General features: G+C 72.3%; 17 protein-coding genes and 3 tRNA genes. 11 read left to right on the top strand and 9 right to left on the bottom strand.

The window, feature by feature from the left end; translation table 11 throughout:
• Nucleotides 1-1,237: glycosyltransferase family 4 protein (locus ACWD0Y_RS31295; protein ID WP_450263673.1), on the bottom strand; the 1,237-nt coding region annotated here is incomplete at its 3' end.
• A 370-nt stretch (nt 1,238-1,607) separates the two neighbouring features.
• Here ACWD0Y_RS31295 and cutA point away from each other — a divergent pair.
• Entirely contained in the window at nt 1,608-1,967 is a 360-nt protein-coding gene (gene cutA, locus ACWD0Y_RS31300; RefSeq protein WP_450263674.1) for a divalent-cation tolerance protein CutA, read from the top strand.
• Here the strand turns inward: cutA and ACWD0Y_RS31305 are convergent, their stop codons facing one another.
• Nucleotides 1,968-4,151: a molybdopterin oxidoreductase family protein gene (locus ACWD0Y_RS31305; RefSeq protein ID WP_450263675.1), complete on the bottom strand. Its 2,184-nt coding sequence runs from the start codon at nt 4,149-4,151 to the stop codon at nt 1,968-1,970.
• Between the two features lie 126 nt (nt 4,152-4,277).
• Nucleotides 4,278-5,003, bottom strand: coding sequence for a SanA/YdcF family protein (locus ACWD0Y_RS31310; RefSeq protein WP_450263688.1), 726 nt, complete (start codon nt 5,001-5,003; stop codon nt 4,278-4,280).
• A 34-nt stretch (nt 5,004-5,037) separates the two neighbouring features.
• Between ACWD0Y_RS31310 and ACWD0Y_RS31315 the strand changes: the two genes are divergently transcribed.
• The 6 genes from ACWD0Y_RS31315 (at nt 5,038) to ACWD0Y_RS31340 (ending at nt 13,092) form a co-directional block, all read left to right on the top strand.
• Nucleotides 5,038-5,679 (top strand): GNAT family N-acetyltransferase, encoded by a 642-nt coding sequence (locus ACWD0Y_RS31315; protein WP_450263676.1) that lies wholly within the window; start codon nt 5,038-5,040, stop codon nt 5,677-5,679.
• A gap of 184 nt (nt 5,680-5,863) precedes the next feature.
• Nucleotides 5,864-6,778: a sirohydrochlorin chelatase gene (locus ACWD0Y_RS31320; protein ID WP_450263677.1), complete on the top strand. Its 915-nt coding sequence runs from the start codon at nt 5,864-5,866 to the stop codon at nt 6,776-6,778.
• A 36-nt stretch (nt 6,779-6,814) separates the two neighbouring features.
• On the top strand, nt 6,815-8,194 hold the full coding sequence (locus ACWD0Y_RS31325; protein ID WP_450263678.1) for a deoxyguanosinetriphosphate triphosphohydrolase: 1,380 nt from the start codon (nt 6,815-6,817) through the stop codon (nt 8,192-8,194).
• Nucleotides 8,195-8,411: 217 nt separating this feature from the next.
• A complete protein-coding gene (locus tag ACWD0Y_RS31330) occupies nt 8,412-9,674 on the top strand; it encodes an NAD(P)/FAD-dependent oxidoreductase (RefSeq protein WP_450263679.1) in 1,263 nt (420 codons plus the stop codon).
• Between the two features lie 69 nt (nt 9,675-9,743).
• Nucleotides 9,744-11,657: a DNA primase gene (gene dnaG, locus ACWD0Y_RS31335; protein ID WP_450263680.1), complete on the top strand. Its 1,914-nt coding sequence runs from the start codon at nt 9,744-9,746 to the stop codon at nt 11,655-11,657.
• Nucleotides 11,658-11,907: 250 nt separating this feature from the next.
• On the top strand, nt 11,908-13,092 hold the full coding sequence (locus ACWD0Y_RS31340) for an RNA polymerase sigma factor (protein ID WP_450263681.1): 1,185 nt from the start codon (nt 11,908-11,910) through the stop codon (nt 13,090-13,092).
• Between the two features lie 99 nt (nt 13,093-13,191).
• Here the strand turns inward: ACWD0Y_RS31340 and ACWD0Y_RS31345 are convergent, their stop codons facing one another.
• The 5 genes from ACWD0Y_RS31345 to ACWD0Y_RS31365 form a co-directional block, all read right to left on the bottom strand.
• Nucleotides 13,192-13,434 carry a hypothetical protein gene (locus ACWD0Y_RS31345; protein ID WP_450263682.1) on the bottom strand — a complete coding sequence of 81 codons (243 nt, stop codon included), beginning with the start codon at nt 13,432-13,434 and terminating at the stop codon, nt 13,192-13,194.
• Nucleotides 13,435-13,440: 6 nt separating this feature from the next.
• The gene (locus ACWD0Y_RS31350; RefSeq protein ID WP_450263683.1) at nt 13,441-15,384 is read right to left on the bottom strand and encodes an ABC transporter ATP-binding protein; all 1,944 of its coding nucleotides are present in this window, start codon (nt 15,382-15,384) and stop codon (nt 13,441-13,443) included.
• Nucleotides 15,381-17,114 carry an ABC transporter ATP-binding protein gene (locus tag ACWD0Y_RS31355; protein WP_450263684.1) on the bottom strand — a complete coding sequence of 578 codons (1,734 nt, stop codon included), beginning with the start codon at nt 17,112-17,114 and terminating at the stop codon, nt 15,381-15,383. Before ACWD0Y_RS31355 ends, ACWD0Y_RS31350 begins: the two co-directional genes overlap by 4 nt.
• A gap of 98 nt (nt 17,115-17,212) precedes the next feature.
• Complete coding sequence (locus tag ACWD0Y_RS31360; protein WP_450263685.1) at nt 17,213-18,649, bottom strand: FGGY family carbohydrate kinase; 1,437 nt, start codon at nt 18,647-18,649, stop codon at nt 17,213-17,215.
• A 54-nt stretch (nt 18,650-18,703) separates the two neighbouring features.
• Nucleotides 18,704-19,003, bottom strand: a complete 300-nt coding sequence (locus tag ACWD0Y_RS31365) for a YtxH domain-containing protein (protein WP_093800961.1) — start codon at nt 19,001-19,003, stop codon at nt 18,704-18,706.
• Between the two features lie 214 nt (nt 19,004-19,217).
• Here ACWD0Y_RS31365 and ACWD0Y_RS31370 point away from each other — a divergent pair.
• From ACWD0Y_RS31370 to ACWD0Y_RS31380, 3 genes are all read left to right on the top strand, one after another.
• A tRNA-Asn gene (locus ACWD0Y_RS31370) sits at nt 19,218-19,290 on the top strand.
• Nucleotides 19,291-19,295: 5 nt separating this feature from the next.
• Nucleotides 19,296-19,368: transfer RNA gene (locus tag ACWD0Y_RS31375), tRNA-Asn, on the top strand.
• Nucleotides 19,369-19,535: 167 nt separating this feature from the next.
• A tRNA-Ile gene (locus ACWD0Y_RS31380) sits at nt 19,536-19,609 on the top strand.
• 191 nt (nt 19,610-19,800) lie between these two features.
• Here the strand turns inward: ACWD0Y_RS31380 and ACWD0Y_RS31385 are convergent.
• The gene (locus ACWD0Y_RS31385; RefSeq protein ID WP_450263686.1) at nt 19,801-20,976 is read right to left on the bottom strand and encodes a MalY/PatB family protein; all 1,176 of its coding nucleotides are present in this window, start codon (nt 20,974-20,976) and stop codon (nt 19,801-19,803) included.
• Nucleotides 20,977-21,160: 184 nt separating this feature from the next.
• Here ACWD0Y_RS31385 and ACWD0Y_RS31390 point away from each other — a divergent pair, with 184 nt between their 5' ends.
• Complete coding sequence (locus tag ACWD0Y_RS31390; RefSeq protein WP_450263687.1) at nt 21,161-22,075, top strand: YceI family protein; 915 nt, start codon at nt 21,161-21,163, stop codon at nt 22,073-22,075.
• The last annotated feature ends 91 nt before the right edge of the window (nt 22,076-22,166 follow it).

Consider the following 22,166-nt stretch of genomic DNA (forward strand, 5'->3'; position numbering starts at 1 on the left):
CGCCGGGCGCCTGGCGCCGCGTCAGACGCAGGGCCGTCACGGCGGCACGGAGCCGCTGCCCCCGCGGGCGCGCCCGGCGGTCGTCGTCGCGCAGCTCGTCGAAGAGGCCGAGGTAGCGGGCGCAGATCCGGTCGGGGGCGTAGCGGGCGGCCTTCTCACGGGCGGCGTCCGCCATGGCACCGCGTCGCCCGGCATCCTGCATGAGCGATGCAAGCGCGTGGGCGAAGGCGTCGGAGCCTTCCTCCAGCGGGACGAGCACACCGTCCCGGCCGTCGCTGATGATCTCCCCGGGGCCGTGCGGGCAGTCGGTGGCCACGACCGGCACGCCGCAGTGCATGGCTTCCACGATGGTCATGCCGAAGGACTCGCCGTCGGAGGAGACGGCGGCGATGGCCCCCTTGGCCCACTCCGGCTCGATGGGGGAGACCGCCCCCATCAGCCGCACCCGGTCGTAGAGCCCCAGCTCGTCGATCCGCTGGCGCAGGAACGGCTTCTGCGGCCCGCGCCCGTAGATGCGCAGGGACCAGTCGGGGTACTGCGGGGCGATCTTGGCGAAGGCGTCCAGCAGCCGGTCGTAGCGCTTGATCCCCACCAGCCGCCCGGCCGCGACGATGGTGCGCGAGTCCCCTGTGGAGGGGGCGACACCGGGTGCGGGGACGCTGTTGGGGACGCACAGGATGCGGGTGGGCACCTGGGGCAGGGCGGCGCGGTAGCGGGCGGCGTCCGCCTCCGAGACGGTCACGAAGGCGTCCAGCCCGGCGAGCGCACGGTTCTGGTCCTCGCGCAGCTGGTCGCTGTGCATGTCGAAGGTCAGGTGCTCCTGGCCGATGCGCAGGTAGCGCGGCTCGCCGTAACGGGACAGATAGCCGTTGAGGACCGGACGGGTGGCGATGACGACGTCGGCGTCCGTCGCCCGGAGGTACGCGGCGACGCGCTCGTCGGTCAGCTGGCTGGGCGCGAGCGGGCCGTACTGCACGCCCTCGTCGGCGAACATGGCGCTGGGATCGGCCGCCTCGGCGGACCCGCCCGCGTAGTCGGGAGCGTCCGGGCGCCAGTCGATCAGAGGTCGCAGACGCACGCCGGGGCCCAGCTGGAGACTGGTCGTCTCCTGGGGGCGGTAGACGGAGACGACCTCCACCTCGTGGCCGGCGGCGGCCAGCGCGCCGCTGAGGTTGACCGTGGAGCGGATGGTCCCGCCGATCCCGTAGGCGTTGTAGATCAGAAAAGCGACCTTCACACTGTTCCCCGTCCCCTTGCGGCCGACATGCTTCCCCGTGGCCGGTACTCGGCCTGCCCGGCCGGCGGCGCGGGGTACAGACCAATTTGTGACTCAGATCCAGCGGGTGCCGGGATGGTTGTTCCGGGAAACCTGATTGTGTGTCATGTCACATGAGGGCCGCACGGCGGAGAGCCCCGCGGAGGGGGCCGCTGCTCGCGTGGCTGTGCGCCGGGAAACGGGGGTGGCTGCCCCGTCGGGGCCGGGCCCGGGGGAAACTGCTCGGGTGCGGGCCGGGGACGCCCGGGGAGGAGTCCGCCTTCGCGGACCGGCCGGCTGCCCGGCCGCCCGGCCCGGCTCCGGCAGAAAACCGTCCATGAGGAGAACGCCCGTGACAGTGGCCGAATGGCTGAGCGTACTGACCACGACCGACAGCCGCGAGAAGGCGCTGGATCTCGCACGGGGCGCCGTCGATGCGCGCCTGGCGGCCTGTGCGCAGGTCAGTGGGCCCGTGGCCTCCGTCTACTGGTGGGAGGGGGCCACCGAGACCGCCGAGGAGTGGCAGGTGGTCTTCAAGACGGCGGGCGCGCGGTACGCCGATCTGGAGGCGCACCTCAAGGCCGCGCACGACTACGAGACGCCCGAGATCATCGCTACGGCCATTGTCCGCGGCAGCGCGGAGTACCTGGCCTGGGTGGGGGAGGAGACCGCCCTCCCGGACACCGCCCTCCCGGACACCGCCGGCCCGTGATCAGTCCTGCGCGCGCTCGATCCGTACCGCGCACACCTTGAACTCCGGCATACGTGACGTCGGGTCCAGCGCCGGGTTCGTCAGGGTGTTGGCCCGGCCCTCGCCCGGCCAGTGGAACGGCATGAAGACCGTGTCCGAGCGGATCGAGTCCGTGATCCTGGCCGGGGCCACCGCCCGCCCGCGCCGGGACACCACCGACAGCCGGTCGCCCTCCGACACGCCCAGGCGCTGCGCGAGCCGCGGATGCAGCTCCACGAACGGGCCGGGCGCCGCCGCGTTGAGCTCGTCGACGCGGCGGGTCTGGGCACCGGACTGGTACTGGGCGACGACCCGGCCGGTCGTGAGGAGCACCGGGTACTCGGCGTCCGGCTCCTCGGCCGCCGGCCGGTGGGTGACGGGGACGAAGCGGGCACGTCCGTCCTCCGTCGCGAAGCGGTCGAGGAAGAGCCGGGGCGTACCGGGGTGGTCGTCACCAGGAGCCGCGGAGGCCGCGGAAGACGCAGAGGCCGCAGAAGCCCCGGGAGCCGCGGGAGCCGTGTCCGGGCAGGGCCAGAAGACGCCGTCCTCCTCGGCGATACGGCGGTACGAGATGCCGGAGTAGTCGGCCGGGCCGCCCGCCGAGGCGCGGCGCAGTTCGGCGAAGACCTCCTCGGGGTCGACCGGGAAGCCCTTCTCGTGGCCGAGCAGGGCGGCCAGGGAGTGCAGGACCTCCAGGTCCGTCCGTACGCCCGGCGGCGGGTCGATCGCCTTGCGGCGCAGCAGCACCCGGCCCTCCAGGTTCGTCGTCGTTCCCGTCTCCTCCGCCCACTGGGTGACCGGAAGGACGACGTCCGCGAGCGCCGCCGTCTCGGACAGGACCACGTCCGCCACCGCGAGGAAGTCCAGGGAGCGCAGGCGCTCTTCGACATGGGCGGCACGGGGCGCGGAGACGACCGGGTTCGAGCCCATCAGGAGAAGGGACTTGATGTCGCCGCCGAGCGCGTCGAGGAGCTCGTACGCGCTGCGGCCCGGGCCCGGCAGGCTGTCGGGGTCCACGCCCCACACCCCGGCGACGTGCTCGCGCGCGGCCGGGTCGGTGAGCTTGCGGTAGCCGGGCAGCTGGTCGGCCTTCTGGCCGTGCTCGCGGCCGCCCTGGCCGTTGCCCTGGCCGGTGAGGCAGCCGTAACCGGACAGGGGGCGGCCCGCACGGCCCGTGGCGAGGCACAGGTTGATCCAGGCGCCGACGGTGTCGGTGCCCTTGGACTGCTGCTCGGGACCGCGCGCGGTGAGGACCATGCCGGCCGGGGCGTCGCAGAACATCCGTACCGCGTCGCGCAGCTGGGGGACGGGGACGCCGGTGATGCGCTCGACGAGCTCGGGCCAGTGCGCCATCGCGGCTGCCCGCGCCTCGTCCCAGCCGGCCGTGCGGCCCTGGACGAAGGTCTCGTCCGTACGGCCTTCGGACACGACGATGTGCAGCAGCCCGAGCGCGAGCGCCAGGTCGGTGCCGGGCCGGGGCGCGAGATGGAGGTCGGCCTGTTCGGCGGTGCGGGTGCGGCGCGGGTCGACGACGATGAGCGTGCCGCCGTTCTCCTTCAGCTCCGTGAGGTAGCGCAGCGCGGGCGGCATCGTCTCGGCGAGGTTCGACCCGACGAGGATCACGCAGCCGGTGCGCGGGATGTCCTCCAGCGGGAAGGGCAGACCGCGGTCGAGGCCGAAGGCCTTCTGGTGGGCGGCGGCGGCGGACGACATGCAGAAGCGGCCGTTGTAGTCGATCTGGGACGTGGACAGGACCACGCGGGCGAACTTGCCGAGCGCGTACGCCTTCTCGTTGGTGAGCCCGCCGCCTCCGAAGACCCCGACGGCGTCCGGTCCGTACACCTCCCGGGTACGGCCGAGCCCCTCCGCGATCTTCGCCAGAGCCTCCTCCCAGGTGGCCGGCTCCAGCCTGCCGGTGGCGGGGCGTCGCACCAGGGGCCCGGTCAGGCGCACCCGGGAGGAGAGCACTGCGGGCGCCGTACGGCCCTTGCCGCACAACGCGCCCCGGTTCACGGGGAAGTCCGTACGGTCGACGACCTCCACCACGTCGCTGTCGCTGTCCGCCGCGGCGGCTCGCAGCTTCATGCCGCACTGGAGCGCGCAGTACGGGCAGTGGGTGGGGGTCGACGGCGGGGTGGCGGCCGGAGCGGGGGAGGTGCGGGGCATGCCGTCAGCATGCGACGGCGGTGTTACGGCGACGGTCGCCCAGGTGTTACGCCCCCGGTACGCCCGGCTCCGCCCGGCCCCTGCCGCCCGGTGAGGCGGCAGGCCCGGCCGGCACCCGGGCGGCCGTCAGTCCGCCAGCGCTTCGGCCACACCGGTCTCCTCGCGCCCCAGGAAGCGCGGGTCGGGCTCGGTCGCGGCGTCGAGCGCCGCCTTGCCGGCCGCGAAGATCTCCCGTACGCCGCCGTAGTACCAGGTCGCGTCGCGTCGGGCGTCGACCCCGACACCGTACGCGTCGACACCGGCGGACCGGCACAGCGCGATCGCCCGGCGGATGTGGAACCCCTGGCTCACCAGGACCGCCCGGTCCACCCCGAAGATCTTCTTGGCGCGTACGCAGGAGTCCCAGGTGTCGAAGCCCGCGAAGTCGCTGACGATGCGCTCGTCGGGCACGCCGCGCTCGGTCAGGTAGGTGCGCATGGCGTCCGGTTCGTCGTACTCAGCCCGGCTGTTGTCCCCGGTCACGAGCACGACCTTCGCCCTGCCCGCCCGGTAGAGCTCGGCCGCGGCGTCGAGGCGGTTCGCGAGGTACGGCGAAGGGCCGCCCTGCCGGAGGCCGGCCCCGAAGACGACGGCCACGTCGCGGGCCGGGGCGTCGGCCGTCGTCCTGACCCGGCTGTCGGCGGCGGCGTGCAGCCAGGTCGCGGGGGCGAGCGCGAGCACGGAGGCGAGCATGAGGGCCTGGACGGTACGTCGTCGGGCGCGGCGGGTGCGGGGTATGAGGTGCGGGCGCCTCAGTCGTCCGCCCGCCCACCGCTGTGCCCCGGCCCGTGCCCTGCCCCAGGAAAATCGCATGCTCTTGCCCGCCCCCGACTGGAATGATTTCGCCATGTCGAGACGATTCTGGCCCCTGTACGGTCTCCGGATCACGACTCCGCGCCTCGAACTGGCGCTGCCGGACGGCGATGTGCTCGACGAGCTGGCAGGCGTCGCGGCCGACGGCGTGCACGACGAGGCGTCCATGCCGTTCTCGGTGCCGTGGACGGACGGGTCGCCGCAGGACCGGGCGCGGGCGACCTTCCAGCACGTGCTGGGCACCGTCGCCGAGTGGCGGCCGGAGAAGTGGACGCTCAGCCTCGCCGTGCGGTGCGAGGGCCGGACCGTGGGCCGGCAGGACCTCGTGGCGGACAGCTTCCCGGTGACCAGGGAGGGGCAGACCGGCTCCTGGCTGGGGCTGGCACACCAGGGGCGCGGAATCGGCACCGAGATGCGGGCGGCCGTGCTGCACCTGGCCTTCGAGGGGCTGGGGGCACGGCATGTCACGTCCGCGGCGATGACGGACAATCCGCGTTCGCTGCGGGTGTCGGAGAAGCTCGGCTACCGGCCGGACGGCCTGCTGGTGGAGTCGGTACGGGGAGAGGCCAGGACGGTGCTGCGCCTGCGGCTGAGCCGGGAGGACTGGGAGGCGCACCGGACCGTGCCGGTGGAGGTGGCGGGCCTGGAACCGTGCCGGGAGCTGTTCGGGGTCTGACAGTCCTCTCCCGGCCGGCGCGGTGGGGCCCCCGACGGGCTGGATTCCTCGGCGGGGCGGGGGACGAGGAGCGGTCTGCCCGGCGCGGCCTCTGACACCGGCCCCGCCCGGCCGGTGAGGCCGCGGAAAACACCCGTCACCCTCACGCAACGAGGCGGCAACGTGAGCCCGGCAGTATCGGCCCATGACGGAGTCGGCAGCACACCGCGAGTCCATTCCTCTCGACAGCACGGCGCAACTGCTCACCCGCGTCACCGCCCAGCTCGGCACGCAGCTGAGGTACGTCTCCCTGAACGGAACCCGCCGTCCGATGACCCCGCCCCCGCCCTCCCGGCCCTCCCGGCCCTCCGCGCCGCCCACCCTCGTCGCCGTCGCCCACGGCAGCCGCGACCCCGACGCCCTGCGCACCGTCACCGCGCTGCTGGAGCGCGTCCGCGAGCTGCGACCGGGGCTCGACGTACGCCTCGGCCACATCGAACTCAACGAGCCGCTGCTGACCGACACGCTCGCGGACCTCCACCGCGGCCGGGGCGGCGACGCCGTGCTCGTACCGCTGCTGCTCGGCCGCGGCCACCACGTCAAGTACGACCTGCCGCAGGCCGCCGCCACCGCCCCCCACCTGCGCACCCGGATCGCCGCCCCGCTCGGCCCGCACCCCCTGCTCGTCGAGGCGCTGTACGCCCGCCTCACCGAGGCCGGCTGGCAGGCGTCCGACGCCGCGCACCCGGGAAGCGGCATCGTCCTCGCCGCCGCGGGCTCCCGCGACCCCGAATCGGCCGCCGACACCCGTCGCACCGCCGCCCTGCTCAGCGAGCGCCTCGGCGGGGTCCCCGTCGTCCCCGCCTACGCGTCCGCCGCCTCGCCCACCGTCCCCGAAGCCCTGCGCGCCCTCGCCGCACGCGGCCGCCACCGCGCCGCCGTCGCCTCGTACTTCACCGCGCCCGGCCGCTTCGCCGCGCAGAGCGCCGCCGCCGCGCCCCGGATCGCCGCCGCGCCGCTCGGCACCCACCCCGCCCTGGCCCGGCTCCTCCTGCTCCGTTACGACCAGGCTCTCGCCTCCCGCTCCACGACGTCCCGGCACCAACTGGCCGCCGCCTGAGCCCCGACTGTCACTGCCTGCGTCTACTGTCGGTGCATGGAAGGCACAGCGCACGACGCCCCACACGCCGAAGACCGACCGGCCGCCGCCCCACCGCACGACGCCCCGTTCCCCCACGTCCCGCTCCACGACGCCCTCTACGACGGCGCCGCCACCGAGCGCTGGGCCGCCGAGCCCGACAAACGGCCCGGCAGGACCGCCTTCCAGCGCGACCGCGCGCGCGTGCTGCACTCCGCCTCGCTGCGCCGCCTCGCGGGAAAGACCCAGGTGGTCACCCCCGGCTCCAGCAGCCAGGTCTGGGACGCCAGTCCCCGCACCCGCCTCACCCACTCCCTCGAATGCGCCCAGGTCGGCCGCGAGCTGGGCGCGGCCCTCGGCTGCGACCCGGACCTCGTCGAGGCGGCCTGCCTCTCCCACGACATGGGCCACCCGCCCTTCGGGCACAACGGCGAGCAGGCACTCAACGACTTCGCCAAGGACTGCGGCGGCTTCGAGGGCAACGCCCAGTCGCTCCGCCTCCTGACCCGCCTCGAACCGAAGCGTTTCGTACGGTCGGAGCCGGGCGGCGAGATGGTCAGCGTCGGCCTCAACCTCACCCGCGCCGCCCTCGACGCCGCCACCAAGTACCCCTGGCCGCGCGGCGCCCACCCCACGGACCCCGGCTCGGTGAAGTTCGGGGTCTACGAGGACGACCTGCCCGTCTTCACGTGGGCCCGCGAGGGCGCCCCGGCCCACCGCCAGTGCTTCGAGGCCCAGGTCATGGACTGGGCCGACGACGTGGCGTACTCGGTGCACGACTTCGAGGACGGCCTGCACGCCGGCCACCTCGACCCCAACGTCCTCTTCGCCGAGCCCGAGCGCCAGGACGTCTTCGCGGTGGCGATCGGCAGGTACGTGCCGGAGGACACCAGCCCCGAGGAGCTGGCGGAGGCCCTCGACCGCCTCCTCGACCAGGAGTGGTGGCCGCACGGCTACGACGGGTCCGCCGTCGCCCAGGCCCGGCTGAAGGACGCGACCAGCCAGCTCATCGGCCGCTTCTGCCTGTCCGCCGAGGGCGCCACCCGCCAGGCGTACGGAACGGGCAGGCTCACCCGGTACGCCGCCGAGCTGGTCGTCCCGCGCGAGGTCCGCCACGAGTGCGCCGTCCTCAAGGCCGTCGCCGTCCGTTACGTCATGCAGCGCGACGAACAGGAGCGGCTCCGCGCCGACCAGCGCATCGTCGTCGCCGAGCTCGCCGAGGCACTCACGGCCCGCGTCCCCGAGGGCCTCGACCCCCAGTTCCGCGCGCTGTTCGCCGCCGCGCCCGACGACAGGGCCCGCAAACGCGTGATCGTCGACCAGATCGCGTGCTTCACGGACGCCGCCGCCCGGTCCCTGCACGCCCGGCTCACCACCCGCGCGCCGCACCACCCATGACCGCGCCACCGGAACCGGTCCGCGGCCGCGCGGTCCGCGGCCGCGCGGTCCGCCGTCGCCCGGCGCGGCTGCCACGCCGTGCCCGCACCGCTCCCGGACCTCCCCGGAGCCACCCCGCGACACGCCCACAGCACACCCCCCTCTTCCCCCATCACGCTCCGTGCGGGACGCTCGAATACGGCGGCACAGTGTGGGGCAGGCACAGAGGAGGCACCAAGTGGTCGACGCAGATCTGACGTTCGTCATCGTCGGTGGGGGGCTGGCGGGCGCGAAGGCCGCCGAGACCCTCCGCAGTGAGGGGTTCACCGGCCGGGTGATCCTCATCGGGGACGAACGCGACCATCCCTACGAACGCCCTCCCCTGTCCAAGGGGTTCCTGACCGGCGAGAAGGAACGCGACACCGTCTTCGTCCACGACACCGGGTGGTACGCACAGGCCGACATCGAACTGCACCTCGGCCAGTCCGTGGTCCACCTCGACCGCGCGACCAGGACGGCCGTGCTCGGTGACGGCACCGCCCTGCGCTACGACAAGCTGCTGCTCGCCACCGGTTCCGAGCCGCGCCGCCTCGACATCCCCGGCACCGGCCTCGCCGGCGTCCACCACCTGCGCCGCCTCTCCCACGCCGAGCGGCTGCGCGGCGTACTGGCCTCCCTCGGCCGCGACAACGGGCACCTCGTCATCGCCGGGGCCGGCTGGATCGGCCTGGAAGTAGCGGCCGCCGCGCGCGGTTACGGCGCCGAGGTCACCGTCGTCGAACCCGAACCGACCCCCCTCCACCAGGTCGTCGGCCCCGAGCTCGGCCAGCTCTTCACCGACCTGCACAGCGAGCACGGAGTCCGCTTCCACTTCGGCGCCCGCCTCACCGAGATCGTCGGCCAGGACGGCATGGTCCTCGCCGCCCGCACCGACGACGGCGAGGAGCACCTCGCCCACGACATCCTCGCCGCGATCGGCGCCGCCCCGCGCGTCGCGCTCGCCGAGGCCGCGGGCCTCGACCTGGCCGACCGCGCGCACGGCGGCGGCATCGCCGTGGACGCCGGGCTGCGCACCTCCGACCCCGACATCTACGCCGCCGGCGACGTCGCCGCGGCGCACCACCCGCTCCTCTCCACCCGGCTGCGCGTCGAGCACTGGGCCAACGCGCTGAACGGCGGCCCGGCCGCCGCCCGCGCGATGCTGGGCCAGGAGGTGTCGTACGACCGTGTCCCGTACTTCTTCTCCGACCAGTACGACCTCGGGCTCGAATACTCCGGCTGGGCGCCCCCCGGCACGTACGACCAGGTCGTGATCCGCGGTGACACGGGAAAGCGCGAGTTCATCGCGTTCTGGCTGAAGGACAACCGGGTCCTGGCGGGCATGAACGTGAATGTGTGGGATGTCACCGAAACCGTCCAGGCGCTGATCCGCTCCGGAGCCCCGGTGGACACCTACGCCCTCTCCGACCCGTCCGTGGACCTGGCCTCCCTGCTCGGCTGACCACCCGGCCGGCCGCTCGGCGGCCGCTCGGCCGACGGAAGTGTCCGAGCACCGCCGTACACTTCACGCGTGGCAGGCAGGATCAACGATGACGACGTGAAGGCGGTCCGGGACGCGGTCCCGATCGACGCCGTTGTTTCCGAGTATCTCCAGCTCCGCAACGCCGGCGGCGGCAATCTGAAGGGCCTGTGCCCCTTCCACGACGAGAAGTCCCCGTCCTTCCAGGTCAGCCCGAGCAAGGGTCTTTTCCACTGCTTCGGCTGCCAGGAGGGCGGCGACACGATCGCCTTCGTGATGAAGATCGACCACCTCTCGTTCTCCGAGACGGTCGAGCGCCTCGCCGCCCTGGCGGGCATCACCCTGCGCTACGAAGAAGGCGGCTACAACCCCGCGCACCAGCGCGGCGAGCGCGTCCGCCTGGTCGAGGCGCACAAGGCCGCCGCGCAGTTCTACGCCGAACAGCTCGACTCCGCCGAGGCGGAGATCGGCCGGAAGTTCCTGGCCGAGCGCGGCTTCGACCAGGACGCCGCCCGGCACTTCGGCGTCGGCTACAGCCCGGCCGGCTGGGACCACCTCACCCGCTACCTGCGCGGCAAGGGCTTCTCCGACAAGGAGCTGACCCTCTCCGGCCTCTCCCAGGAGGGCCGCCGCGGCCCCATCGACCGCTTCCGCGGCCGCCTGATGTGGCCGATCCGCGACATCACGGGCGAGGTCGTCGGCTTCGGCGCGCGCAAGCTGCGCGAGGACGACAACGGGCCGAAGTACCTCAACACCCCCGAGACGGCGATCTACAAGAAGTCCCAGGTCCTGTACGGCATCGACCTGGCCAAGAAGGAGATCGCCAGGACCAGCAGGGCGGTGGTCGTCGAGGGGTACACCGACGTCATGGCCTGCCACCTGGCCGGCGTCACCACCGCGATCGCCACCTGCGGCACGTCCTTCGGCGGCGACCACATCAAGATCCTCCGCCGCCTCCTCATGGACAACGCATCGGCCGAGGTCGTCTTCACCTTCGACGGCGACGCGGCCGGCCAGAAGGCGGCGCTCCGCGCGTTCGAGGACGACCAGAAGTTCGCCGCCGAGACGTCCATCGCGATCACGCCCGGCGGCATGGACCCCTGCGACCTGCGGCTCGCCAAGGGCGACGCGGCGGTGGCGTCCCTGGTCGAGACGCGTACGCCCCTCTTCGAGTTCGCCATCCGCCACGTCGTGTCCCGGCACAACCTGGAGACCCCGGCCGGGCGGGCCGCCGCGCTCGACGAGGCCGCGCCGATCGTCGCCAACATCAAGAACATCGCGATCCAGCACGAGTCCGCGGTCCAGCTCGCGGGCATCCTCGGCATCCTCGACACCCAGTTCGTGGTCAAGCGCGTCGCGCAGCTCGCCCGCTGGGCGCGCGACCGGGGCGGCCGCGGGCCCGCCGCGCCCCAGGACCGCCGGCCCACGCCCTCGTACGACATGGGCCCCGCCCTGCCCCCCGGCCCGTCCGGCCCCGCGCTGAATCTGCGCAGCCCCGCGCACCGTACCGAGCGCGAGCTGCTGAAGCTCGCCCTCCAGCGCCCCGAGCTGGTCTCCCCGGCGTTCGACGCGTACGGGGCGGACGAGTTCACCGCCCCGCCGTACGCCGCCGTGCGCCAGGTCATCGAGGAGGCGGGCGGCGCGGAACAGGGCGCGCAGGACACCTCCGACTACCTGGCGAGGGTCCGCGAGACCGCCCCCAACGACACGGTGCGCGCGCTGGTCACGGAGCTCGCCGTCGAGCCGATCATGCGCAAGACCGTCGACGAGATCTACGCCGGCGAGCAGCTGATCCGGGTCCGCCTGCGCGCGGTCGACCGCCGCATCCTGGACGTCCAGGGCACGCTGGCCCGCCTCGGCGGCCCGCACGCCGACCCGCAGCAGCTCGCCGCCGTACAGAACGAGCTGTGGGTCCTCCAGCAGTACGCCCAGTCCCTGCGCAACCACGGCGCGGCCGCGCTCTGACGGCTCCTGCCGCCCGGTGACGGACCGGACCCAAAAAGTCACCGCACGCCCCTCGTGGCGGTGATGTGTCGTACCCCACACTGGGTGGCGGTGCCTGAGTCCTCGGAGCGCGGCCGGCCCACGCCGAGTGGGCCCCCCACACCCGCGGATCCGCTCATCGTGTACGGGACGGACGGTGGCCCGGTGGCCGCTCCCGTCCCGCTGCCGCACGCCCCCCGAACCGGCAGCGATCACCTGGAGGTCGCCCCCCGTGCAGACCCAGACCCAGAGCCAGCCCCCGACGTTGACCGACGTCATCACCACGGTCCCTCCGCAGAGCCGGGGCGAATTCCACCCCGGAACCGAGGCCGCAGACCCCGCAGGGGCCGCAGAGGCCGCAGAGCCCGCAGAGCCCGCAGAGCCCGCAGAGGTCGTGGAGCTCGTGGAACTCGTGGAAGCCGAAGTCCTCGTCGAGGACCCGGTGGACGCTCCCGGAACACCGGAGCCGCCCGGGCGGCGGCGCGACGCCCGCGCCGACAGCGGGGGCCCGTCCTCCGACCTCTTCCGGCAGTACCTGCGCGAGATCGGCCGCATCCCGCTGCTCACCGCGGCCGAGGAGGTGGACCTGGCCCGCAAGGTCGAAGCCGGGCTCTTCGCCGAGGAGAAACTCGGCAGCGTCCGCGACCCGGACTCCCAGCTCGCCGTCGACCTCGACAGACTCGTGGTCATGGGCCGGATGGCCAAACGCCGCCTGATCGAGGCGAACCTGCGGCTCGTCGTGTCCGTCGCCAAGCGTTACGTCGGCCGCGGTCTGACCATGCTCGACCTGGTCCAGGAGGGCAACCTCGGGCTCATCCGCGCCGTCGAGAAGTTCGACTACGCCCGCGGCTACAAGTTCTCGACGTACGCGACCTGGTGGATCCGCCAGGCCATGTCCCGCGCGCTGGCCGACCAGGCCCGCACCATCCGCGTCCCGGTCCATGTCGTCGAGCTGATCAACCGCGTCATCCGCGTCCAGCGCAGGATGCTCCAGGAACGCGGCTACGAGCCCACCCCGCAGGAGGTCGCCGCCCACCTCGAACTCACCCCGGAAAGGGTCGGTGAAGTCCTGCGCCTCGCCCAGGAACCGGTGTCGCTGCACGCACCCGTGGGCGAGGAGGACGAGGTGGCGCTCGGTGACCTCATCGAGGACGGCGACGCCGCGTCCCCCGTCGAGTCGGCCGCCTTCCTCCTCCTGCGCGAGCACCTGGACGCCGTGCTCTCCACGCTCGGCGAGCGCGAACGCGAGGTCGTCCAGCTCCGGTACGGCCTGGCCGACGGCAGGCCCCGCACCCTGGAGGAGATCGGGCGCCTCTTCGGCGTGACGCGCGAACGCATCCGCCAGATCGAGTCCAAGACCCTCAGCAAGCTCCGCGACCACGCCTTCGCCGACCAGCTCCGCGGCTACCTGGACTGACCACCGGCCCGCCCGGACAGCACGACGAGGGCGCACGACGAGGGCGCACGACGACGGCGCCCGGCCACCGGGCCGGGCGCCGTCGTCCGCGCACTCGGGTCAGGAGCCGTCCACGGGGCCGCCCCCCTCGGCCGCGTTCTTCCCGGCCCTGCGGCGCGCGTCGAACGTGGCCCCGATCCCCACGCCGATGCACATGCCGCACGCGATTCCGGTCGCCACGTTGTCGAGCAGCAGCCCGGCGGCGGCACCGACCGACATCCCGAGCGACAGCCCGACCGCGAGGCCGGAGGTGTCACTGCGTGCGTTCCGGTCCGCGCTCTTCTTCTCCGTGCTCTCTGCCATGGTCAGTCAGTCCACTTCTGCCACCGCCTGAGCGAACTGCGCCGCGTACAGACGCGCGTACGCGCCCTCCGCCGCCAGCAGTCCCTCATGCGTCCCCTGTTCAACGATCGAGCCATTCTCCATCACCAAGATCACATCCGCGTCCCGGACGGTGGAGAGCCGGTGCGCGATCACGAAGCTCGTACGGCCGTGGGCCAGCCGTGCCATCGCCTTCTGGATCAGCACCTCCGTCCGGGTGTCGACCGAGCTCGTCGCCTCGTCGAGGACCAGGATCACCGGATCGGACAGGAACGCCCGCGCGATCGTGATCAGTTGCTTCTCGCCCGCGCTGACTCCCGACCCCTCGTCGTCGATCACCGTGTCGTACCCGTCCGGCAGCGTCCGTACGAACCGGTCCGCGTGGGCGGCCCGCGCCGCCTCCTCGATCTCCTCGCGCGTGACGCTGCGCGACGGCTGCGCCCCGTACGCGATGTTGTCGGCGATCGTCCCGCCGAACAGCCAGGTGTCCTGGAGGACCATCCCGATGCCCGAGCGCAGGTCCTCCCGCGTCATCTTCGCGATGTCGGCACCGTCGAGAGTGATCCGGCCGCCCGTCACCTCGTAGAACCGCATCAGCAGATTCACCAGCGTCGTCTTGCCCGCCCCCGTCGGCCCGACGATCGCGACCGTCTGCCCCGGCTCGACCGCGAGCGACAGGTTCTCGATGAGCGGTTTGTCCGGCTCGTACCGGAAGGACACCTTCTCCAGTGCGACCCGGCCCTCGGGAGCGGACGGCAGCTGCGCCCGCTCCGCGTCCGCCGCGTCGGGCTCCTGCTCGTCCGCGTCGAGCAGTTCGAAGACCCGCTCGGCCGAGGCGACGCCCGACTGCACCAGGTTCGCCATCGAGGCGACCTGCGTCAGCGGCATCGAGAACTGCCGCGAGTACTGGATGAACGCCTGCACGTCGCCGATCGACAGCGTGCCGGACGCGACCCGCAGCCCGCCGACCACCGCCACCAGCACGTAGTTCAGATTGCTCACGAAGAACATCAGCGGCTGCATGATCCCGCTGTTGAACTGCGCCTTGAACCCGGCCTCGTACAGCGCGTCGTTCTGCTCCCGGAACGCCTCGGCCGACTCCTCCTGCCGCCCGAAGACCTTCACCAGCGCATGACCGGTGTACATCTCCTCGATGTGCGCGTTGAGCTTGCCCGTGGTCTTCCACTGCTGCACGAACTGCGGCTGCGACCGCTTGCCGACCTTCGCCGCCACCACCACCGACAGCGGTACGGTCACCAGCGCGACCAGCGCCAGCAGCGGCGACATCCAGAACATCATCGCCAGCACACCCACGATGGTCAGCAGGGAGTTGATGAGCTGGCCCATCGTCTGCGCCATGGTCTGCGAGATGTTGTCGATGTCGTTCGTCGCCCGGCTCAGCACCTCACCCCGCTTCTGCCGGTCGAAGTAGCTCAGCGGCAGCCGCGACAGCTTCGCCTGCACGTCCTCGCGCATCCGGAACACGGTCCGGTTGATGACCCGGATCGACAGCCGCGACGACACCAGCATCAGCAGCCCCGCGCCCACGTACACCGCGAGCACCAGCAGCAGTACGTCGCCGACCGCCCCGAAGTCGATGCCCCGCCCGGGGACGAAGTCCACCCCGGAGAGCATGTCCGCGAGCCCGTCGTCGCCCTCCTCCCGCAGGCCCTCGACGGCCTGCGCCTTGCTGCCGCCGTCCGTCATCTGCCGGCCGACGACCCCCGCGAAGACCAGGTCGGTCGCCCGCCCCAGGATCTTCGGGCCGATCACCGAGAGCGCGACGCTCAGCACGCCCGCCGCCAGCATCCACCACAACGTGACCCGTTCGGGAGCGAACTGCCGCAGCAGCCGCTTCCCCGAGCCCTTGAAATCCATCGACCGCTCGGCCGGCGCGCCGCCGGCCATCATGCGTCCACCGGGCCCGCTCATGCCGCCTCAGCCTCCGTCAGCTGGGAGAGCACGATCTCCCGGTACGTCGCATTGCTCTCCATCAGCTCGTGATGGCGTCCCGTGCCGACCACCCGGCCCTCGTCCAGGACCACGATCCGGTCGGCGTCGCGGATGGTCGACACCCGCTGGGCGACGATCACCACCGTCGCCTCCGCCGTCTCCCGCGCCAGCGCGGTCCGCAGCGCCACATCGGTCGTGTAGTCCAGAGCCGAGAAGGAATCGTCGAACAAGTAGATCTCCGGCCGCCGCACCAGCGTCCGCGCGATGGCGAGCCGCTGCCGCTGCCCGCCCGACACGTTCGTGCCGCCCTGCGCGATCGGCGCGTCCAGTCCGCCGTCGAGCCGCTCCACGAACTCCCGTGCCTGCGCCACCTCCAGCGCGTTCCACAGTTCCTCGTCCGTGGCGTCCGGCTTCCCGTACCGCAGATTCGTGGCGACCGTCCCGGAGAACAGATAGGGCTTCTGCGGAACCAGCGAGACGGTCTTCGCCATCAGCGCCGGATCGAGCGTCCGTACGTCGACCCCGTCCACCAGCACCTCCCCGTCCGTGGCGTCGAACAGCCGGGGTACGAGCCCGAGCAGCGTCGACTTCCCGCTGCCCGTCGACCCGATGATCGCCGTCGTCTCACCGGGGCGGGCCACCAGATCGATGCCCCTGATCACCGGCTCCTCCGCGCCCGGATAGCGGAACTCCGCCCCGCGCAGCTCCAGTTGTCCATGCCGGCGCAGTTCCCGTACCGGACTGGCCGGCGGTACGACGCTCGACGCCGTGTCCAGGACCTCCTCGATGCGCTCGGCGCACACCTCGGCGCGCGGCACCATCATGAACATGAAGGTGGCCATCATCACGGCCATCACGATCTGCATCAGGTACGCGAGGAACGCCGTCAGCGCCCCGATCTCCATGCCGCCGTTGTCGATCCGGTGCGCGCCGAACCAGACCACCGCGACGCTGGAGACGTTCACGACCGTCATCACGATGGGGAACATCAGCGCCATCAGCCGCCCCGAGGACAGCGACACGTCCGTCAGCGCGGTGTTCGCCTCCCCGAAGCGGCCCTTCTCGTACTCGTCCCGCACGAAAGCCCTGATCACGCGATTGCCGGTGATCTGCTCGCGCAGCACCTGGTTGACCGTGTCGAGCCGCTCCTGCATCGTGCGGAACAGCGGCCGCATGCGCCGCACGATCAGGCTCACGGAGATCCCGAGCACGGGCACGACCGCGAGCAGCACGCCCGACAGCGGCACGTCCTGGCCGAGCGCCATGACGATGCCGCCCACGCACATGATCGGCGCCGACACCATCAGCGTGAACGCCATCAGCACCAGCGTCTGGACCTGCTGGACGTCGTTGGTCGTACGCGTGATCAGCGAGGGCGCCCCGAAGTGCCCGACCTCACGGGCCGAGAAGCTCTGCACCCGCTCGAAGACGGCCGCCCGCACGTCCCGCCCGAGCGCCGACGCGGTCTTCGCGCCGTAGTGGACGGCGCCGATGTTGCAGACCACCTGGACGAGGCTGACGGCGACCATGACGGCGCCGAACTCCAGGATGTAACCGGTGTCCCCGGTCACGACACCGTTGTCAATGATGTCCGCGTTGAGGGTGGGCAGGTAGAGGGAGGCGGAAGTCTGCAGCAGTTGCAGCACCACCAGCAGGGCGACGGGTTTCTTGTACGGGCCCAGACGGGCCCGCAGGAGTCTTATGAGCACACGAAATCTCTCGGAGTCGGCAGGGCGGGGGATCGCCCCATCCTCCGACACCCGGCGCCGGTATTTCCAAGGGATTACCCCATCACCGGGTCAAGACTTCAGGCCCCGAACGCTCCGGGATGGATCTGGTCCCGCGTCGCGCCGTACTGCTGACGCACCGCCTGCCCCACCGCCACCTCGTCGCCCGGCTCCAGCACCTGCGCCGCCGCCCCCTGCCAGGCCGGCGGGGTGTGCGGAGCCAGCGTGCCCTGCGACACCCCGAGCGCCCACGCCGCCTGCCGGGCCGCGCCCAGCGCCGCGTACTCCGCGGGCTGCGGCACGACCACCTGCGTACCGAAGATCGCGGGCGCCGCCGCCTGCACGGCGGGCAGCTCGGCGGCGGCCCCCAGCAGGAAGACCCGCCGCACCTCCACGCCCCGCCCCCGCAGCACGTCCATGGCGTCGGCCAGCGAGCACAGCATGCCCTCGAAGGCCGCCCGTGCCAGGTGCTCGGGCTTCATCGACTCGCGCCGCAGTCCGCTCAGGCTCCCGGCGGTGTGCGGGAGTTGCGGCGTACGCTCACCCTCCAGGTACGGCAGCAGGACGAGGCCGTACGACCCGGGCGACGACTTGAGCGCCAGGTCGGAGAGCCCCTCAAGATCCGTCCCCAGCAGCTCGGCCGTGCCCCGCAGCGCCCGTACGGCATTGAGCGTGTGCACGACCGGCAGGTGCATTCCGGTGGCGTCCGCGAACGACGTGATGAGACCGCTCGGATCGACCAGCGCCTCGTGGTGCACGGCCATCACCGAACCGGAGGCCCCCAGGGACACCACGGCGTCCCCGACGCCGACGCCGAGCCCGAAGGCCGCGGCCATCGTCTCGCCGGTCCCCGCGGAGATCAGCAGCCCCTCGGGCGTGGTCCCCGCGGCCTCGGAGGGACCGAGCACCTCGGGCAGCGCGGCCTGGTGCCCCAGCGCCAGCTCGACCAGGTCGGGCCGGTACGTACCGGTGGCGGCCGACCAGTAGCCGGTGCCCGAGGCCGCGCCCCGGTCGGTGGTCCTGCGGGCGGGCCGCCCGAGCAGCTGCCACACCAGCCAGTCGTGCGGCTGCATCACGGCGGCGGTCTGCCGCGCGGACTCCGGCTCGTTGCGCGCCAGCCAGCGCAGCTTCGCCAGCGGCTGCGCGGCCTGCGGCACGGACCCGACGGCCTCGGCCCAGGCCTGGCGTCCGCCGAGCGCGTCGACCAGGTCGGCGGCCGCGACCTGGGCCCGCTTGTCGTTGCCGAGCAGCGCCGGACGCACCGACGTGCCGTGGGCGTCCAGCGGGATCATGCCGTGCTGCTGCGCCGATACGCCGATGGCCTGCACGCCCTCGAGCAGCCCGCCGGACGCGGCCTCGCCCAGTGACAGCAGCCAGACCTGCGGATCGGCCTCGGCGGCCTTCGCCTCCACGGGGTGCGGGGCGTACCCCTGCCGCAGTACGGCACCCGTATCCGCGTCGCACACGACGATGCGCGTAGAACCAGACGAACTGTCCAAGCCGGCGACTATCCCCATGTACAAGATTCTGCCGCATGCGGGGCCGGGGCCGTGCCGCGCCCGGTGCCGGAGCTACGTGTTGGTCGTGCCCCAGTCGTCCTCGCCGCTCTGGCCCCGCTCGCGCAGCGACCGCACCCGCTCGGACACGGAGCCGGGCACCCGGTCCCCGACCTTGTCGCTGACCGTGTGGAGCGCCTTGCCCGCGATGTCGCGGCCGTTCTGGGCGGCGGACTCGGCGGCGTTGCGCACGGCGGGGTTCTGGGCGATCTGGCGTGCGGACTTCTTCAGCTGCTCGTAGCGTTCGCGCCCGGATCGGGTCCCGAGCACGTACCCGATGGCCAGTCCGGCGATGAATGTGAGCCGGTAGCGCATGGCTGTCACCCTTCTCTTGCGTCGGCGGTCCCCTGACGCCGTGGGAGTCCCGGACCGCGGGGGCTGTGCTGGGCGCCTACCCGGAGACGTCTGTGATCACCCCGGGAGATACCGATTGGCGGAGCACCCCCCTGCTTGCGCTAATGTATGTGTCGCAGCGAGCACACGCCCCCCGGGACGCCATCCGGTGGGTACGTTCGATGCAACGCAGCAATCCCCTGTAGCTCAATTGGCAGAGCAGCCGGCTGTTAACCGGCAGGTTACTGGTTCGAGTCCAGTCGGGGGAGCGCGATCCCCTGTAGCTCAATTGGCAGAGCATTCGGCTGTTAACCGGAGGGTTACTGGTTCGAGTCCAGTCGGGGGAGCGGCAAGGAAAAGGACCCCTCTGGGGTCCTTTTTCATGTCTCCTGCAACCGCGCAGGCGGCGGCGATGTCCTCATGGGCATGCGTGGCCGACCACCCGAGGCAGGAGATCGTATGAGCGGCTATGCTGCGGCAGACGGCGCGCACAAATGTGCGCGACGCGCCGTTAGGGGCGGTAGCTCAGCCGGTTAGAGCAGCGGACTCATAATCCGTCGGTCGTGGGTTCGAGTCCCACCCGCCCCACTCTCCTCAGGCCGGGAGAATCGTTCTGACCTGTGGGAACGCAACGGCAAGAGCCCTCGTCGGAGCTGTGGTGGCCTTCGCCGCGACCGGAACCGGGACCAAACGGCTCCGCGGTGGCCCACGCTTGACCGCGGTGCCGGCCGGCAGGAGGCCGCGCGGGCAGACCGGCGGCCGTTCCGTGCGAACTGCCGTCAGGTGACCGCGGCGGTCATGCGACGTACCGCCTCCGTGATCACTTCGGGCGAGGTCGCGAGGTTCAGCCGCACGTGGCCGGCGCCGCCGGTGCCGAAGCTCTTCCCGGAGCTGAGGGCGACCCGGCCGCGTTCCAGGAAGACCTCGGCCGGGTCGTCGCCCAGGCCGAGCGGCCGGCAGTCGAGCCAGGCGAGGTACGTGCCTTCCGCGGGCCGGTAGCGCACGCCCGGCAGGTGCTCGGCCAGCAGGCCGGCGAGCAGCCGGCGGTTCGCGTCCAGCCCGGCGAGTACCGCGTCGAGCCAGTCGGCGCCGTTTCGCAGGGCGGCGGTGTGGGCGATGACGCCGAGGTGGCTGGGCCCGTGGCTCACTTCTTCGGGTATGCGGGCGAGGTCGCCGGCGGCGGGTCCGGCGACGGCGAGCGCGGCCTTGAGCCCGGCCAGGTTCCAGGCCTTGGACGCCGACATGAGGGAGAGGCCGCTCTCCGCCCCGGGCACACTCAGGTACGGCACGAACGCCGTCCCGGACGCCACGACGGGGGCGTGGATCTCGTCGACGACCACCCGTACCCCGTACCGGTCCGCCAACGCGGCCACGGCGGCCAGTTCGTCGTGGGTGTGCACCGTGCCGGTCGGGTTGTGCGGGCTGCACAGCAGGTACGCCGCCCGGCCCCCGCCCGCGGTGGCCGCCCGGAACGCGTTGTCCAGACCGGTGAGGTCGATCCGCAGGTCGCTGCCGAGCGGTGCTTCGACGATCCGCCGGTCCATGTGCTCCACGAACTGGTAGAACGGTGGGTAGACGGGGCAGTTGACCACCACGGGATCGCCCGGCCCGCTGATCACCTTGAGTACCTCGACGATGCCCAGCATCACATCGGGCACGATCGCCGTGCGTTCCGCCGCCGGCCCGTTCCACCCCCACCGCTTCTGCGCGAACTCCGCCAGCGCCTCGGCGTAGCCGGTTCCGAACGGATAGCCGGTGTCTCCGAGCGCGACCGCGTCCGTGATCGCGCGCGCCACCGGCTCGGCGAGCGGCACGTCCATCTCCGCCACCCACAACGGCAGCACGTCGTCCGGGTACGCGCGCCATTTCATGCTCGTACGCCGGCGCAACTCCTCGGGGGAGAGCTGGCGCAGGGGATCGGGGTCACCGGATGAGCCGTGCCGTATCACGTCCATGGTGCCGAACCTAGCGCCGGGCGGGGCGGACCGCAGGGCCTTGGCCGAGGTCTCCGCTCCGCCCGGCGCGGGCCGGAGGCGCTTCCGCTCGGTCCAGCGGTTCCGGTCCAGGAGTCCCAGGGGGGTGAATGAGGGATTCCGGTAACGATCTATCCTGGGCTGCCTCGATTGAAAGGTGAACTATATGGTCCTCTCACTCCTTCGTCGCAGGCGATCGAAGGCGGCTCTCGGAGGCGGTGCCGGACTCGTACTCCCCGCGCCGGCGGGGGCGGGCACCATCAACTGCGAAGTGGTGGACCCGGTCGGGCAGCCGCTCGGCGGCGCCGAGGTCACGGTGACCGCCAAGGCCACCGGCCGCGCGATGGCCAAGGGGACCACGGACGCGTACGGCCTGTTCTGCGCGGCCATGCCGCCCGGCGAGTACAGCCTGCTGATGACGGCGGAGGGCATGCAGCCCGCCCGCTGGACCTTCGACATCGCGGCCGGCGAGACGCTGCCGATGGGCCGCGTGCAGCTCGAGGTGTCCGAGCAGCTGGAGCCGCCGTCGCCCGGCACCTGGCTCTTCGACCCGCCCCACACGGCGATCCGCTTCATCGCGCGGCACGTCGGCATGGCGAACGTCCACGGGCGGTTCGAGCGCTTCGAGGGCGGCGTGCGCGTCGCGCACAACGTCGAGGACTCGCAGGTCGAGATACGGATCGATGCGGCGAGCATCACGACGGGCAACAACACGCGCGACGGCCACCTGCGGTCCGCCGACTTCCTCGACGTCGAGAACTACCCCTACATCCACTTCATCAGCGACCGCTTCGTCTACCGGGGCGGCAACAACTGGGGCGTGCAGGGCTCGCTGACCATGCACGGCGTCAGCCGCTCGGTGGTCCTGGACACCACCTACCTCGGCGCGGTCAACGGCGGATACGGCGAGGAACTGCGGTGCGCCGCGCGTGCCACGGCCGAGCTGCACCGCGAGGACTACACCCTGAACTGGCGGAACATGCTCGCGCGCGGCATCGCCATCGTCGGTCCCACGGTCAAGCTGGAACTGGACGTCCAGACGATGTTCCAGGGCCCGGACACCCCGACCCCGCCGGACTAGGGCGTGTTGCGAAAGTGGATCTTGTTCGTTCATGATCGTGTCCTGTGGGACGTGGGGATCTGACGAACGGCCAGTGGTCCCGGCTTGAGCC

The sequence above is a fragment of the Streptomyces altiplanensis genome (assembly GCF_053591575.1).